Origin of the sequence: Gillisia sp. CAL575, from assembly GCF_000403785.1 — a bacterium.
Lineage (GTDB): Bacteria > Bacteroidota > Bacteroidia > Flavobacteriales > Flavobacteriaceae > Gillisia.
This window is the reverse complement of sequence record NZ_APHJ01000043.1, coordinates 16,066-32,302: the sequence shown is the minus strand read 5'-3', so window position 1 is coordinate 32,302 and position 16,237 is coordinate 16,066. Positions and strand designations below refer to the sequence as shown.

At 32.6% G+C, this 16,237-nt stretch carries 14 protein-coding genes; 13 read left to right on the top strand and 1 reads right to left on the bottom strand.

Annotated elements, in window-relative coordinates; translation table 11 throughout:
- The 3 genes from I130_RS14340 to I130_RS14330 all read left to right on the top strand — a co-directional run.
- A partial coding sequence (locus tag I130_RS14340; RefSeq protein ID WP_232223999.1) for a hypothetical protein occupies positions 1-507 on the top strand: 507 nt, incomplete at its 5' end.
- A gap of 488 nt (positions 508-995) precedes the next feature.
- Positions 996-2,288, top strand: coding sequence for a chloride channel protein (locus I130_RS14335; RefSeq protein WP_034924713.1), 1,293 nt, complete (start codon positions 996-998; stop codon positions 2,286-2,288).
- Between the two features lie 416 nt (positions 2,289-2,704).
- Positions 2,705-4,156, top strand: a complete 1,452-nt coding sequence (locus I130_RS14330; RefSeq protein ID WP_034924738.1) for an FAD-dependent oxidoreductase — start codon at positions 2,705-2,707, stop codon at positions 4,154-4,156.
- Positions 4,157-4,584: 428 nt separating this feature from the next.
- Here I130_RS14330 and I130_RS14325 read toward each other — a convergent pair whose 3' ends face one another.
- Complete coding sequence (locus tag I130_RS14325; protein ID WP_034924710.1) at positions 4,585-5,259, bottom strand: TetR/AcrR family transcriptional regulator; 675 nt, start codon at positions 5,257-5,259, stop codon at positions 4,585-4,587.
- Positions 5,260-5,419: 160 nt separating this feature from the next.
- Here I130_RS14325 and I130_RS14320 point away from each other — a divergent pair, with 160 nt between their 5' ends.
- From I130_RS14320 to I130_RS14275, 10 genes are all read left to right on the top strand, one after another.
- Positions 5,420-7,012 (top strand): SulP family inorganic anion transporter, encoded by a 1,593-nt coding sequence (locus I130_RS14320; protein WP_034924706.1) that lies wholly within the window; start codon positions 5,420-5,422, stop codon positions 7,010-7,012.
- Between the two features lie 27 nt (positions 7,013-7,039).
- Positions 7,040-7,669: a carbonic anhydrase family protein gene (locus I130_RS14315; RefSeq protein WP_034924703.1), complete on the top strand. Its 630-nt coding sequence runs from the start codon at positions 7,040-7,042 to the stop codon at positions 7,667-7,669.
- A gap of 260 nt (positions 7,670-7,929) precedes the next feature.
- Entirely contained in the window at positions 7,930-8,988 is a 1,059-nt protein-coding gene (locus I130_RS14310; RefSeq protein WP_034924700.1) for a flavin monoamine oxidase family protein, read from the top strand.
- Positions 8,989-9,118: 130 nt separating this feature from the next.
- Complete coding sequence (locus tag I130_RS14305) at positions 9,119-9,628, top strand: DUF3124 domain-containing protein (protein WP_034924697.1); 510 nt, start codon at positions 9,119-9,121, stop codon at positions 9,626-9,628.
- Positions 9,629-9,917: 289 nt separating this feature from the next.
- Entirely contained in the window at positions 9,918-10,871 is a 954-nt protein-coding gene (locus I130_RS14300; RefSeq protein ID WP_034924694.1) for a calcium/sodium antiporter, read from the top strand.
- 431 nt (positions 10,872-11,302) lie between these two features.
- Positions 11,303-11,644 (top strand): hypothetical protein, encoded by a 342-nt coding sequence (locus I130_RS16835; RefSeq protein ID WP_232224150.1) that lies wholly within the window; start codon positions 11,303-11,305, stop codon positions 11,642-11,644.
- Between the two features lie 144 nt (positions 11,645-11,788).
- The gene (locus I130_RS14290) at positions 11,789-13,918 is read left to right on the top strand and encodes a T9SS type B sorting domain-containing protein (protein WP_198012060.1); all 2,130 of its coding nucleotides are present in this window, start codon (positions 11,789-11,791) and stop codon (positions 13,916-13,918) included.
- Between the two features lie 398 nt (positions 13,919-14,316).
- Complete coding sequence (locus I130_RS14285) at positions 14,317-14,745, top strand: DoxX family membrane protein (protein ID WP_034924735.1); 429 nt, start codon at positions 14,317-14,319, stop codon at positions 14,743-14,745.
- Between the two features lie 2 nt (positions 14,746-14,747).
- Positions 14,748-15,209, top strand: coding sequence for a MarR family winged helix-turn-helix transcriptional regulator (locus tag I130_RS14280; RefSeq protein WP_034924688.1), 462 nt, complete (start codon positions 14,748-14,750; stop codon positions 15,207-15,209).
- 39 nt (positions 15,210-15,248) lie between these two features.
- Entirely contained in the window at positions 15,249-16,232 is a 984-nt protein-coding gene (locus I130_RS14275; protein WP_034924685.1) for an NADP-dependent oxidoreductase, read from the top strand.
- Positions 16,233-16,237 lie beyond the last annotated feature (5 nt).

The window sequence follows — 16,237 nt, the reverse complement described above, 5'->3', positions numbered from 1 at the left end:
TGCAAAATTGAAATCAACCAAAGATTACCGAATAATATTATCAAATTGTTAGGAAAATTAAAATTGAAAAGACTTAGTATACTATTGATTTCTCTATTGGCTTTAAACTCCTGTAAGGAAGATAAAAGTAAATCCTTACTTCAGGAAAAACCAAGTGATTCTAAACAAGATAATCGAGAGATTAATACGTTTACTTTTCCAGATACCGTATTTATAAATACAATGGTAAAAGGTGTAATTGAATATAATAGAAACTTTGGCAATACTAACGATTCAAAAATTAAGGAGCGATATATATTCTTTCATGTTGGGACAGATCAAAATTATGAAAATTTAGAAATAGAAGAATTTGATAGATTTCCAAATCGTCTGGCATTTGAAGACACAATTGGAAACGGATTAATACAATTTGAAACAGTTTTCACTAAATCTGGCTTAAATTATTTACACGGAGTTGTAAAAGATATTTATATAATTGAAACAAGTCAAATTGAGGATAGTATTTAGGTATCTAATAAGGAAACATTAATCACGAAAAGAGTATTTGTCCTTGACAAAAAAAATTGAATTTCCGTTCAGCAACATGTTTAAGTACAAAAAATACTTTGCACAACATCGGTTAAGCGCAAATAGCGGGCATTCTGGTGAAAAGTGCTATTTTAGACACCAAGTAAAAACCAACTAAGCCGACAAGAACGTGTCCCTACTCCACGCTACTTGCCTTAACCAAGACCGTTACCAACTATTCAAAAATGTGTACTTTCCTGAAATAGGTTGACTAAAAATTAAACCTTTTAGCACTATACCTAATGAAAGAACAAAATGAACACTGTCGAAAAATTAAATCAAAACAAATAAATAGAATTTAGAATTGTTGAATATTTAAAATAACAAAAAGCATACAAAAAAACTCAAATAATATCAATATAACACACAGTCGCAATATTTCAGGATTAAAAATATTTTAGAGTGCTATATTTGCCAAAATTTTAAAGGTGAAGCTTAAAGAAAGACGCAAATTAATAACGTATTTAAATATTTTAGATCAACCTATTAGATTTAATCCTTTCGTCTTTAGTCGAACTTTTTTATTATGGGCAATACTAGGATTGATAAGTGGGGTTATAGCAGGATTATATTGGATTGTTCTTGAATTTTTAACCCATAAAATTGCGGTATTTGAAGGTTGGCAAGTTATTCCTGTAATGTCTTTATGTGGACTTTTCGCAGGCTTAATAATACATTTTATTGGTGATCCAGGAGAGATTCATTTAATGGTAGATAACATTAAATTCAACAAAGGAAAACTGGATCCTAAGAATAATCCTTCCATGATTTTGTCATCCTTACTATGTGTTGCATCTGGAGGAAGTCTTGGTCCTGAAGCTCCTTTAGTGCAAATAACAGGTTCTACAGGCACTTGGCTTGGAAAAATATTTAGACTTAAAGGGGAAGAATTGAGGTCTTTAAGTATAGCAGGAATGGCATCTGGATTTACGGCTTTATTTGGTGCACCTCTAGGCGGAAGTTTATTTTCGTTAGAAATTTTACATCATAAACATTCTCTTGAATATTATAAAGCAATTATTCCTGCGTTAGTTGCAAGTAGTTTTAGCTATGTAATTTTTGCCTTAATAGTTCACCTTGGACTTGGTGCTGTTTGGGAATTATCTACTTATGAATACTCTGGAATATTTGATTTTGGAAGTGCAATTCTTTTTGCAATAGTCTCTACTACTATCGGATGGGGATTTATTTACTGTGTCAAATTTTTCAAATCCCTATTTGAAAAACGACCAATTCCAATCTATATTAAAACATTAATTGGTGGAATTTTATTAGGAATTATATCCTACTATTTCCCTCTGACAAGATATTTTGGTCATCACGAGATAAATGAACTGCTGACAAATGATCTGGACCTAAACCTCTTAATTTTACTTTTAATATTTAAAATAGTTGCTATTTCAATTACAGTAACTTCAGGTTGGAGAGGTGGTTTTATTATTCCCTTATTCTTTGTGGGAGCAATATTAGGTTTGATTATTCATCAATTATTCCCAAGTACAAATTTAACTTTGGCTATCATAAGTTGTATGGCAGCAATTAATGTCTGCGTTACTCGAACACCAATGAGCACAACTATTTTATTGGCAACTCTAACTGGGTTTTCCTATTTTATCCCAATTTTATTCGCAAGTTTAACAGGTTACTTCTTAGCTCCAAAAATTCCATTTATAAGTTCACAAATGGGAAAGGGAGAGAATCTAAACCAGAACATCGGTTAAACATTAAAAGTGGGAAACTATTAAAGTCGATATTTTCATAATCAAGTAAAACAAAACTGACAATCGCATTGAAAATTTTCAGTATTCCCCTTGAGGGTGAAGAACCGTCATTGCAAATAAATTGAGAGGCGATGCTTTAAGAAAAAAATTAGAAGAACTTATACTTATCAACTAAACCCATCTATGTTAATTAGAGCTGCATTTCTAATTTATATGTTTTTTCTATACTTACTGAGTAAAAAATCCTTTATAATTTTATCCCTCCATTAAGACTTTAAATGAAAAGAAGAAATTTTAAATTATGAATTTCTGAAAATATATCGGTTTTTTGTGTCTAATTAACCATTGTATAAAAGTCTTCTAATCCTTTTCTTATAATGGGAGTATACATCAGGATGAGCAATGAGAAATCGAAAATGAGGAAAAATGTGGAGACAGGTTGGAGTATTTGCCAGGAATGTCAAGGACTGGGAAAAAAGAGTCGAAGGCTTCGCAAGAAGGTGCGATTACGATATCAGAAGGCTCTAGATCAATATAAAAAAACGGGCGGTGATGAAATGGCTCCTATTCGTCCGAAACGTCATCTCGATCCATGTTTGAACTGTGATGGATCTGGATTGATTCGATCTAGTAGCACTCCAATTGCAGATAGCGAAAATTTCCCACATGTTGCAATTGTAGGCGGAGGTATAGGAGGAGTTGCTCTGGCAGTAGCTTGTTTGCACCGTGGAATCCCATTTACTCTTTATGAGAAAGATAGTGGTTTTAATACCAGATCTCAAGGCTACGGACTCACCTTGCAACAAGCAAGTAATGCGATTAAAGGATTGGGTATTTTAAGCTTAGATGAAGGAGTGATTTCAACAAGACATGTAGTACACACTATAGAAGGAAAAGTGCTTGGTGAGTGGGGAGTTAGAAAATGGTTACAGTCAGATTTAAAAACTATAACCAAACGCACAAATGTACATATCGCAAGGCAGTCTTTGCGATTAGCCTTACTAGAACAACTCGGCGGACATGAGGCGGTGCAATGGGGTCATCAACTAGTAGATTTTAAAGAAAATGAGGAAGAAGGGATTGATCTAAGCTTTCAATTAGATGGGAAAATGAAAATTGCCAAGGCAGATCTCGTTGTAGGCGCCGATGGTATACGTAGCTCGGTACGCAGCTTGCTGATTGGTGATGACCTAACCCCGCTTAGATATTTGGATTGTATTGTGATTCTAGGAATTTGTCCATTGGACGCGCTAGGAGAACTTGATGATTCCTTGCTCGATTCGGCGACAGTGTTTCAAACCGCAAATGGTAACGAAAGAATTTATATGATGCCGTATTCGTCAGATGCTGTGATGTGGCAACTTAGCTTCCCTATGGCAGAAAATGAAGCAAAAGCTTTAAGTCTTCAGGGACCTAAAGTTCTAAAAGAAGAAGCCTGCCGTAGAACTCAGTGGCACGATCCTATTCCACAGATCCTAGCAGCAACTCTGGAAACTCAAATTTCTGGCTATCCCGTATACGACCGAGAACTGCTCGATTCAGAATTATTGAGAAAGGCTGGCAAGGTGACTCTGCTTGGAGATGCCGCTCACCCAATGAGCCCATTTAAAGGACAGGGAGCTAATCAAGCCCTGTTGGATGCTCTAGCACTAGCTCGAGGAATATCAATAGGATGTAGACCTTTATCTCAATGGAGAAAAACTGGGATAAGGGATAGTGTTTTAACCAATTTTGAAACTACAATGTTAGAACGTAGTGCTACCAAAGTGAAAGATTCAGCAGAGGCTGCTAAGTTTTTGCATTCAGAAATTGTACTATATGAAGGTAATGAGCCTAGAGGACGCTGTCTAAAGAAAAAAGATAAATAATAAAGAACCTAGAAAATTTCAACTGGATTTTAGATAAAAAAGATATAATCTCAATATTCGAAAAGAGTTAAAGTTGATTCAGTTTCTATTCAAAACCAAGCCTAAGATCCTTAAAAAAATTAGTATTGACTTTGTCATTTTATACCCTGCTTTTTTGAATTGAAAGACATTTTGTACATGTTTTAAAATTCATCATGAAAAGAAAATTAATATGAGAAAAGAAGTTTTGCTTTTTACAATATTGCAATTGTATCATGGTCAAAAATGACCCATGGGATTGACTACCAAATTTAATTATAATTAGGATTTAGCTACTAAATCGAAAACTCATATAGTTATTATATACAGCTCTGCCCTACTCTACTTAATTTCCATTTATTAGTTAAAAAGAATAAAACCTCATCGTCTAGATGAAACGATTATATAGGTTAGGATAATAATTTATCAGCAAAATAATTCAACATAGTTTCCACTTCATTCACATTATTTCCATTAACCGATATGTCTGTAAGTCTTGGAAGATGCTTGGCAAAATAGATGTGATTATTAGACATTTCAAAAAGATTGGTGGCCAGAGCATATGGATACTTAAACTGCGGATTGATCTCGGAAATAACGTTAGACACCTCATTCGCCAAGCTTTTATAACTTTTAAAAAATCCTTTTGAATTATCCTTATCCACATCTTTTGTATGATACGCCTTCACCCCTTCAGAAATCACAATATTATGTAATTTACTTTCATTAACATATTCTACACCCGGATTATCCTTTGGCGCAAACACAAAAGAATGAATAATGATTTTCAATTTCATTTTTGGATCGATCACATTCGTCGTATTTACCTTAATAAGATAGCTTACCCATTCCCAATACCAGTTTACCAAGAATATTAATAATAAATGCTTGTTCTCAAAGTATCTATAAATGGAGGCTTCGGTAGAACCAATTTTCTCTGCTAGTTTTTTAAATGTAAAAGATTCAAAACCATATTCATCTATTAAAAGGATACTATGTTGAATAATGTTTTTCCCCAGTTTAGAATCTTGTGGATCCTTAAGGAATAAACCCTCATTTAAAGAAAATCTTATTTGTAAACTCATTTTATCTATTTGCCACACGAGAATCGAATATCGAAAAAGGTTGTGATTAAAATTCAAATGTACAAAAGCAAAACAATTTTTTATGATAGTATTACTATCATTATAAAAAGTATTATTATATTTGCCGCTATAAATTTGATTTTTACAAAATAAATGGATTATGAAGAATACTGTTTTTTCGCATTTAAAAAGTGATATCCCAGCTAGTATAGTGGTGTTTTTTGTGGCACTACCTCTTTGTTTAGGAATTGCCTTGGCTAGTGGAGCGCCACTTTTCTCAGGTTTAATTGCTGGGATTATTGGAGGAATTATTGTTGGTGGTCTAAGTGGATCTAAAATTGGAGTTAGTGGGCCAGCCGCAGGATTAGCTGCCATTGTATTAACAGCCATCGGTTCTTTAGGAGGATTTGAAAATTTTCTATTAGCAGTTGTATTAGGTGGTGTTATTCAATTACTCTTCGGAATTCTCAAAGCAGGGATTATTGGTTATTATTTCCCATCTTCTGTGATTAAAGGAATGCTTACCGGAATAGGGATTATTATTATTCTGAAACAAATTCCTCATTTTTTTGGATATGATGCCGATCCTCAAGGAGATTTTGCTTTTTTTCAAATAGATGGTGAAAACACCTTTTCAGAAATATTTAAAACGGTGAACTATATTAGACCAGGATCTGCATTAATCGGGATTATAGGTCTAGCCATTTTATTATTATGGGATAAAGTATTATCTAAAAAATCTAAATTTTTCCAAGTAATTCAAGGACCTTTAGTTGCTGTGGCAGCAGGAATCATCTTCTTTTTAGTCACAAAATCTAATGATGCTTTGGCTGTTTCTCAATCTCATTTAGTAAGTGTTCCTGTACCAGATGATGTTTCCTCTTTTTTAGGACAATTTAGTTTCCCGAATTTTGGTGCTATTGTTAATCCAGAAGTTTGGGTTGTGGCCTTTACCATAGCTTTAGTGGCGAGTTTAGAAACTTTATTATGCGTTGAAGCAACAGATAAATTAGATCCTCATAAAAACATGACTCCAACTAATAGAGAATTACTAGCTCAAGGAACTGGTAATATCATCTCTGGAATGATTGGTGGATTGCCAATAACACAAGTAATTGTAAGAAGTTCGGCAAATATTCAATCTGGAGGTAGAACCAAGTTATCTGCAATTATACATGGATTCCTTTTGTTACTTTCGGTAATGGTTATTCCAAACCTATTAAATATGATTCCGCTATCTGTTTTAGCTGCTATCTTATTGATTGTAGGTTATAAATTGGCGAAACCAGCGTTATTTAAAAAAATGTACGATTTAGGATGGAAACAGTCTATTCCTTTTACAATAACGGTATTGGGAATTGTATTTATTGATCTTCTTTACGGAATTGGATTAGGATTGGCAGTAGGAATTGTTGTTATTTTAATAAAGAGTTATCAAAACTCACACTTCTTACACAAAGAAGGAGAAGATACAATTGGAGGTATAATTAAAATGACTTTAGCTGAAGAGGTTACATTTTTTAACAAAGGTGCAATTTTAAAGGAATTAGAAAGCTTACCTGAAAACTCCTATTTAGAATTGGATGTTAGAAAAACAAGATATTTGGATAATGATATTATAGAAATTTTAGACGATTTTGCTTTTAAAGCTAAAGAGCGCAACATAAATATAAAATTGATTTCAGAGCGAGGTATTGTTGAAAACCCACCAAGCTATATTCAGTTTTTTAAACTAAGATCTAAATCCGCATAACTTAAATAGATAATTAAAACATAAATTATGAAAGCACATACAAAAGAAACACAAGCTACAATGACTCCTGAAAAGGCATTAAATTTTTTAACTGAAGGCAATGTTCGGTTCCAAAATAATTTAAAAGCCAATAGAAATCTTTTAGAGCAGGTAAATGACACCAGTGATGGGCAATTCCCATTTGCAACTATTTTAAGTTGTATAGATTCCAGAGTTTCTGCAGAATTAGTTTTTGATCAAGGACTTGGAGATATTTTTAGTGTTCGGATTGCAGGGAATTTTGTGAACGAGGATATTTTAGGTAGTATGGAATTCGCTTGTAAACTTGCAGGAACAAAACTTATTGTAGTATTAGGACATACAGCTTGTGGCGCTATAAAAGGCGCTTGTGACGATGCTAAACTTGGTAATCTTACCAATATGTTGGCGAAAATTAAACCAGCAGTAGTAGCCGTGAAAGAGCCGCAAGATTCAAGTATGCGCAATTCATCAAATTCTGACTTTGTAGATAATGTTTCAGCAAAAAATGTTCAGCTTACTTTAGATAGAATTTTGAATGAAAGTGATGTTCTTTCAGAAATGCAAAAAAATGGTGAGATCAAGATTATTGGCGCTATGTACGATATTAATACTGGAGCAGTTAATTTTTATGAATAGAGTAATATATCTTACATACTAAAATTGAATATGAATATAAAGATGGCAGCATTTACTCGAGGGTAAATACTACCATCTTTTTTAATAGATTAGAACATTGTTTAAGGTTTATTACAATTTAGGATTAAATATTCCTGAAATAAAATAATATTGAAAACCATATACTAAACCTATCCACAAAAAAGTATGGTTCTAAACTATATATTTAAAAAGGTTCTTGCAAAAGAAAATTATAGTTTCAACTTCATTATTTTTACAAAATGATATTAATAATTGGAGCAGGACTATCAGGACTTTTAACTGCTTACCGTTTAAAGCAAGAAGGGATTCCATTTAAAATTTTAGAGGCAAGAAACAGAGTTGGTGGAAGAATCAATACTTTATATGGAAAAAACAATACACCCCTTGAAATGGGTGCGACTTGGTTTGGAAATCAGCATACCTCACTATCTGCATTGTTGAAAGAATTAGAAATAAATTTCTTTGAACAGTATATGGATGGAACAGTATACTTTCAATCCAATTCAAGTTCTCCTGCGGAAGCTATACAAATTCCAAGTCAACCACCTAGTTATAGAATTTCTGGTGGTACATCTAATCTTGTACAGACTTTGTATCAAAAATTAGATAAAAAGGATATTCTTTTTAATCAAACAGTGAAAGAAATTAAGTTCCTCAAGAGTTCAGTTCAGGTATTTACTGATAAGTTAATTGAGGCTAGTACAGTTGTTCTTGCGATTCCACCTAAATTATGGTCAAAAAAAATCTTATTTCATCCTCAACTTCCAAAAGATTTAATGAGTGTTGCAACCCAAACCCACACTTGGATGGAGGACTCCATTAAGCTTGCCTTAACCTATGAGGAACCTTTTTGGGAACAAAATAAACTTTCCGGGACTCTGTTCAGCAATGTTGGACCTATTACAGAATTTTACGACCATAGTAATCATAGTAGATCTAAATATGCTCTTTGCGGTTTTATAGATTCTTCCTTTAAGGATATGAGTTATTTTGAAAGACGAGCAAAAGTTATAGATCAGGTTACAAATGTCTTCGGAGAAAAGGCGGAAAAATTTATTGAATATAAGGAATGTGTTTGGCGATTAGAAGAGAACTCCTATGAAGAAGATATTACAAATATTTTCCCTCATCAAAATAATGGCAATCCTATTTTTGGTAAATCTTATTTCGAAGATAAATTAATAATTTCAAGCTCAGAGTCCTCACCAGAATTCCCTGGATATATGGAGGGAGCAGTACATTCAGCGAATATAACAGCTAGTAAAATAATTACGTCCAATATCAATAAACGCAGGTAAAGAGTATTCTATTAAAATGTAATATTTTAGAGACTAGCTAACTAATAGAAAAACCTCTTAGAATATGTCTAACCTAATTGATCTTTGGGTTTCTAAAAATGGTTAGCTAATGAATTAAAAATGAACTGATATGAGGAAATTTATTTTATTAATATTTGCAACTACTCTAATTTTCGCTTGTAATAAATCAAAAAAGAACAATTCAATAAATTCTGAAAACTGGGCTAAAAGAACTACTTCTATTGATTCCAAGGATTCGCTTGAATATGGTAAATCTTACTTATCTATTTACTCGCAAATTTATACTATGTCCGAGCATAAAACCCACAATCTTATCGCTATGGTTAGTTTGAGAAATACCAGCGACTTAGATACTATTTATATTTTGAAAGCTGAATATTTTGACACTCATGGAAAATCTGTGCGAAAGTATTTTGATCAACCTATTTACTTGGCGCCATTAGAAACAGCAGAGATTATTATAGATGAAATAGATACTACAGGAGGAACTGGTTCCAATTTCATTTTTGAATGGAAAATTCCAGAAAATTGTCCGGAACCATTATTTGAGGGAATGATGAATTCTACCATGGGTCAACAAGGTTTATCTTTTATCACTCAAGCGGTAAGAGTTAAATAATATTACTGCATTTATAGCAGATAGTTCATTCACTTTTATAAATCTTTAATTTTAAATATTAAACAAAAAAATGATATTTAGAATTAAGATAAATCTCTAAAGCTAGCCAAGTGAAATATTAGAGAAAATTTCACATTAATTTGCTTTTAAAGTAATAGTAGTATCTCATTTTAATGTAATAATTTAGTCGGGAATTAACTAATAATTGATCAGATAAGGAATAGCCCTATTTACAATCCTTGAATTAGAAAATGTCAGAATTTTGAATTTATAACACATATCAATAAATATGATTATTTCATTATTGTTAATCGTAGTTGGGTTTGCTGGTTTAATTTTTGGAGCTAATTGGATAGTTGATGGCTCCTCTGCATTAGCAAAAAAGAACAATATATCTGATTTGGTTATCGGCTTAACAGTTGTTGCCTTCGGTACTTCTGCACCAGAATTGGTTGTGAATTCTGTAGCCTCAGCCAATGGTCTATCAGATATAGTTATGGGTAATATCATTGGTAGCAATAATTTCAACCTATTCATTATTTTGGGAATTGCAGGATTGGTGTATCCTATTACCGTGCAATCTTCAACCGCTTGGAGAGAAATTCCAATTTCACTTATTATTACCGTAGTATTATTCTTCCTTGCAAATGATTTCTTCCTAAATCCAGATTCAGAAATTTCGAGAGTTGATGGGATCTTATTGTTCACAGGTTTTATCTTTTTTCTATACTACGTGTTTAAACAAATAAAAACTGAAAAAACCGAAATATCCCCGTATCAGGAAAAATCAAATTTTAAGATCTGGGGATTAATTTTAATCGGTCTTGCGGGACTAATAATTGGAGGCAAATTAGTAGTAGATAATAGTATAGACATCGCAACAGAATTAGGAGTAAGCCAGAAGATCATAGGATTAACAATTATTGCTGCTGGCACGTCGCTACCAGAACTATTAACCTCTATAGTAGCTGCTATCAAAAAGAATAGCGATCTGGCAATTGGGAACGTAATTGGTTCAAACATCTTTAACATCCTACTCATACTTTCTATTAGCTCATTAATTAATCCTGTTAGTTTTAATGATAATTTCAATCAAGACCTTGCAATATTATTTGGTGGAACAGTTTTTTTAATTGTAGCAATGTTTACGGGTAAAAGAAAGAAACTGGATAGATGGGAAGCTTTCTTATTATTAGCCTTTTATTTGATTTATACTATTTATATTGTGAGCAAAGAATTGTAAAATTCGCTCCCAAATTAAATTAATTGCAACAGGGGGTTACAATTAAAACTTGATGTTTTAGTTCCCTTTTAGAAATAAAAAACGCATATTTAATAAGTTTGATTTTTTTTACGATAAACATAACCGTTATTAAAAACCATATGTGAATGAATAAAGTATTGTTCATAATTTTCACACTAATAATCGCTAGTTTTAATTTATATGGTCAACAAGAAGGTAATAACAATAGTGCAAAAACAAGTATAAACATTTTGTTTATTGGCAACAGTCTTACCTTTACTAACAACTTACCAAAACTTGTAAGGGAAAATGCGAAACTAAAAGGATTAGAAGTCAGGACCAGAATGATTGCATAACCTAATTATGCTATAGAAGACCATTGGAATGTAGGAAAAGTACAGAAGCTGATTTCAAGTAAAAATTATGATTTTGTGATTATTCAACAAGGACCTTCTTCTCAGGAAGATGGTAGAAAAATGCTATTAGAATATGGAAAGGAATATAGCCTATTGTGTAAATTAAATGATGCCAAACTAGCATACTTTATGGTTTGGCCATCATTAAAATACTATCACAGTTTTGATAGTGTCATAAAAAATCATGAGGATGCAGCATCTATCAATAACGCGATTTTACTTCCTGTTGGAAGGATTTGGAAAGATTATATAGATTCAATGAAAACTAAAGAATATTATGGCCCAGATGGGTTTCATCCTTCCTTAAAGGGTAGTCAAGTTGCTGCAGAGATAATTATGGATAATCTATTTAATTAAAATGAATATTTGCGTAACAGGCCCTTTACGATATGTATGTAAAATTGTTTTAAACATACATTTCCTATTAAAAGTGAAAATTAAAGAGTTAATTTAAAAGAACCTATGCCGTTTCAGTTTTATTATATGCCGAGAAATTTTCTAATGCTATTAAGCTTCCTACTTTCAGCGAATTGCTATTCTCAATCTAACATTATCTGGCAAAATACCATAGGTGGATCTGAGAATGACGCCATACATGATATGATAATTGCTCGAAATGGAAATATTATATTAAGCGGTTATTCACAATCAAACATATCGGGAGATAAATTTGATAATTCGAGAGGATTTAATGATTATTGGATCTCTGAGGTTAACAAAAGTAACGGGCAATTAATTTGGCAAAAAACAATAGGTGGAAGTTATTTTGATCTTGCAAATTCTACAATTGAAACTAGTGATGCTGGGTATCTAATTGGAGGTTATAGCAACTCTAGTATTTCAGGAGATAAATCTGAGAGTTCAAGAGGAAAAGATGATTACTGGGTGGTAAAACTAGACTCTCAAAGAAATATAGTTTGGGATAGAACATATGGCGGTAATGAGAACGACAGGCTTTTCTCGGTTCTGGAAACTGACAATGGTGGTTATATTTTAGTTGGAGAATCAGAATCAAATATTTCCGGGGAGAAAACAGAAGATTCCAGAGGAATCACTGACATGTGGATCGTCAAAATAAATTCTTTAGGCGATTTAGTTTGGCAAAAAACTATTGGTGGTTCTCAAAGAGATTCTGCGAAGCAAATCATTAAAGCTCATGATGGAGGCTATATTATTGCAGGCTCTTCAATGTCTGATATTTCTGGCGAGAAAACAGAAAACTCAAGGAGTTCATTTACGGTTGCCGATTATTGGATTTTAAAGATTGATGAGTCCGGGAATATTAAATGGCAAAAAACTATTGGTGGAAATAATGGAGACAATGTGTCTTCTCTTAAAACTACTTCAGACGGAAATTATATTATAGGTGGAACTTCTTCTTCTAATATCTCTAGTGAAAAATCTGAAAATTCGGTATGTAATTCTGTAGATGCATGGGTTTTAAAACTGAACCCATATGGAGAGATTTTATGGCAAAAAACTTTGGGAGGTGATAGTACAGATTGGGATGCATATATAACTGAAACCAAGGATAATGGTTTTATCGTAGGAATATCTACATTTTCTAATACATCAGGAAACAAATCAGAGGATAACCTAGGAGAGCGAAACTTTTGGTTAGTAAAATTGAATAGTGATGGAATTATTGAATGGGACAAAACAATTGGAGGTAATGAAACCGATCAATTAAATTCAATTCTAGCCACCAGTGATGGTAATTATATTATTGGAGGCTGGTCTACTTCCAATGCTTCAGGGGATAAATCTGAAAATACGAATGGAGGTTGGGATCAATGGATTGTCAAATTACAAATGAGCACGTTAAATGAATCTTCAGAAACCTTTAGTACTCTAACTAGTTGCTTAGGTTCTAATGTAACTCTTACTACTAAAGAAGGACTAGTTTATAATTGGTCTGGTCCCAATAATTATTATAGTACAGAGGCCAACCCAACTATTCAGAACATTTCAGAGATCAATTCCGGGATTTATAGAGTAAGCGTATATTCTAGTAATATGTGCTTTAGCTCTTATGCAATAAATCTCGAAATAGATAGCTTAAACCCGATCAATTTAAAAGATATTGTTTCGTGCGATCCTATCAATGATGGTTATTCTACTTTTAATCTCCTGCTAATAGATCAGAATATTAAAGAATTAAATACGGATATCTCTCTAGAATATTATTATGAAAATGGAGATCCAATTCCTGAACCCTTATCAGAAATGTATATAAATTCTGAGTATTCGGAAGAAATAATTACAGCTAGAATAAGTTTTAATGCTAATCCTGACTGCGTAACGGAAACTACTTTTAAATTGATTTCTGAATTTTGTGAGGAGGAACCGGATATTATTGGAGAATTAAAAATCCCTAAATTTTTCACTCCTAATAATGATGGGTATAATGATAAGTGGATCATCAAGGGTAATGCAATCCTAAACAGCTCCCCTATTCAGATCTTTGATCGCTATGGAAAACTTTTAAAACAACTTGATCCAATGGGTATTGGATGGGATGGAACTTTTAATGGAAAAAAAATGCCCTCAGATGATTACTGGTATCAATTTAATATTGAGAATGGTAACCAATACGATGGCAATTTCTCATTAATAAGATCATCTAAATAAAGTATTTTTAAAAAGGATTATAGGAATTAGTTGTTATCAAATACATAGCATGTCCCCAATCTTAAAAAAGTCTAATTTAGTTTTTGGACATCTAGCCTATAACTTTTATTTCTCCCCTATTCTTAATTTCAGTTATAATTCATACTCATTAATTCAAATTAATAAATGGAATTTAGCTCTATAATTTTATAAAACTAGCAAAGAAATCTATTTGTAAACCCTATAAATCAATTAATTACAAGATTTTCCTGAAGATATATAAAAAAGTAATTTATTTTAAATTGTTAATTTTAAATAAACACTTAGCTAATTCTATCTTAATAAGGATACAGTAAATTATAACACTTCATATATTTGCATCGTGCACGATATAATTTTGCACGATAGGATATATGTTTATGCAAAAAGATATTACAACCTCTACAACACAAAATATTTTCAGAATTGTGTTAGCCTTATTCATGATTTATGCTGGGTTTAGTCATCTTACTTTCAATAGAATTGAATTTCAGGCTCAGGTACCAGATTGGGTACCAATGAGCAAGGATTTAGTAGTGATACTCTCAGGAATAGTTGAAATGGCGTTGGGACTGGCACTGCTATTATGGAAAAACCAGCGTTCCCGCATAGGCTGGATACTCGCTATCTTCTTTATACTAATATTCCCAGGGAACATTGCACAATATTTGGATGGAAAAGATGCATTTGGCGCATTAAATTCAGATAAAGCAAGGCTCATTAGACTATTCTTTCAACCAATACTCATTATTTGGGCATTATGGTCTTCTGGTGCTTGGAAAGCATGGAGAAATTCTAAAAATCAATAATTATGGATAAGGAAGATCAATTAAAATTAGACAATCAGATCTGTTTTCCTCTTTATTCTGTATCTCGTCTTATTACTAAAGCTTACAAGCCTTTTTTAGAAAAAATGGGTATTACCTATCCGCAGTATCTCGTCCTTATGGTTTTATGGGAGCATGGAAATCTCTCAGTAAATCAGATAGGTGAAAAATTACTATTAAATACTAATACACTTTCACCTTTGATTAAGCGAATGGCAAAAATAGACTTGCTTAATCGAACTAGATCTACTGAAGACGAGCGTAGTGTACGAGTAGAACTAACAGAAAAAGGTAAAGATCTTAAAAATCTTGCATCAGAAGTTCCACAAAAGCTTTTGAACAGATTACTTTCCGAAGAAGTAGAACTTACAGATGTCATGCTTCTTAAGAATACTTTGGATAAATGGATTACTGACCTAACGCACAAATCAGAAATTAAAACATAATTGATTAAATTACAATAAGTTAAATTAAAAAATATAATTATGAAAGCATTACAAATAGTGAAATACGGTGAGATTAAAGAAGGTTTATCTCTAAATGAGATTGATAAACCTTCTATAAAATCGAATGATATTTTAGTTGAAGTTAAAGCGGCTTCATTAAACCCCATAGATTACAAAATGGTGGAGGGTAAACTTAAAGATATGATTTCTTTAAAATTACCGAGTACCATAGGTTTTGATTTAAGTGGCGTAGTAGTTGAAAAAGGAGCAGATGTAAAAAATTTCGAAATTGGAGATGAAATCTATTCTAGAGTTCCACAAGAACAAATGGGAACTGTTGCCGAGTTTGTAGCAGTTAATAGTGAGTTTGCCGCTTTAAAACCAGATAATATAACTTTTGAGCAAGCATCTGGTTTACCATTAACAGGACTAACTGCAATCCAAGCTTTAGAAAAGGTTGGAATTAAAGAAAACGATAGAATTCTTATTCATGCAGGATCTGGTGGTGTTGGAAGTTTCGCGGTTCAATATGCAAAAGCAAAAGGAGCAATTGTGTATACAACTACTAGTACAAGCAATGTAGACTGGGTTAAGGCCTTAGGCGCCGATCGTGTGATAGATTATAAAACGGAAGACTATAAAGAGATCGCAAACAATTTGGACATCGTTTTCGACACTTTAGGAGACGATTATACTTTCGATGCTTTTGAAATTATTAAAGATGGCGGAAGAGTAACAACAATAGTAGGTCCACCAGATGAGGAAACAGCAAAGCAAATGGGAATGCAAGATTATAAACTACCCGAAAAATTAGCAAAGCTAATAAAAGATAAGTCCGCTGAATATAAACTAACTTGGATGCAACCAAATGCAGAACAGCTTAAGGAAATTGCTACTATGGTAGAAGACCGAGCTATCAAACCAATTGTAGATCTTATTTATTCTTTAGAAGATGGAATAGATGCCTATGAATATCTTGCTTCTGGAAAAGCAAAAGGAAAAGTGATAATAAGCCTATCCTAAATATC